The sequence below is a fragment of the Paenibacillus sp. KS1 genome (assembly GCF_001680695.1).
Classification (GTDB): Bacteria; Bacillota; Bacilli; order Paenibacillales; family Paenibacillaceae; genus Paenibacillus_B; species Paenibacillus_B suaedae.
The window spans coordinates 1-1,036 of record NZ_MAIS01000256.1 but is presented as its reverse complement, the minus strand read 5'-3'; the positions used below and the strand labels follow the sequence as shown (position 1 = coordinate 1,036).

Annotated in this window: 1 protein-coding gene; it reads right to left on the bottom strand. The window is 42.6% G+C overall.

The genetic code is table 11. The features are described from left to right. Positions 1-301 precede the first annotated feature (301 nt). Positions 302-1,036: hypothetical protein (locus tag BBG47_RS28175; protein WP_065294482.1), on the bottom strand; the 735-nt coding region annotated here is incomplete at its 5' end.

Sequence of the window (1,036 nt, the reverse complement as noted above, 5' to 3'; positions counted from 1 at the left end):
CGCTCCGTCAGCTGTTTTACGACCTCACTGAATGGGCAATTCGGATTTGTCCATAAGACGTGCATGATTTCCAATTCCGCATCCGTAGCGGAAATGATGGTGTGCGGATTGATCCACTGTTGAACCTAGTAACAACACGCTACTTAGAGCCACTAAATTACTTTGATACTGCATTCATTCCACAACACTCCTTTCAACGATCAATTGAAATAAATAAAACTACGGATGTAGTTAACCAATATACTACAACCGTAGTTTATATATGTCAACATGTATTCACCAGAATTTAGTGATGTCAAAGCTATTTTTTGACCATCGTTGTCGCCAGCTTGATCAAGTCTTCCTTCGTCAGCGGATTCTCTGCATTGGTTGAAATCGAGAACCCCTTACCCTGTTCATACCAATTTAATGAGCTAGTAATAAATTTAGGATCAAGTTTTGGATTTTTCTTTTTCACATCCGCAGCAGCGATATAGACATATCCGTGTTGATTCTTTTCCATCTCTTCAATCCGATAACTAGAGAACTGAATATAATCTTTGCCGTTCACGAAACGCAACTGGATCATATTCGTATCCTTCCACTCAAGCTTCTTTGAATAGATCTTTTTGCCGAGCTTTTTCGCCTCAGCCTGCAGGGCTGCCGCATACTCATTTGTATAAGGCGCAGCAACAATGACCCCTTCGAACGTATAGTTCTTCGACAGATCAGCAGGCTTCTGCGGAGCTGGCTCTTTCATAACACGCAACAACTTCTCGTAGTCCTCGTATTTCTCGTAGCGCGGATTAAAGTTGCCATAACCAAAAACCTCAAATCCCTTCGGCTGATAACTGCTGTATATCAGATACATATCACATGGATTTTTTTCCAACAGTTTGTCAAGTTTAGCCTTCTCGGCTTGCTCCAACTTCTCGCCTTCATTCGCAGCCATTGGTTTCGTTGCTGCTACCTTCAAGCTGATGCCGCTTATAGCATGATCTGACGCTGTGCCTGACATGAGGTGCATGGATCCGAACAATAGAATGCTGCATTGTGA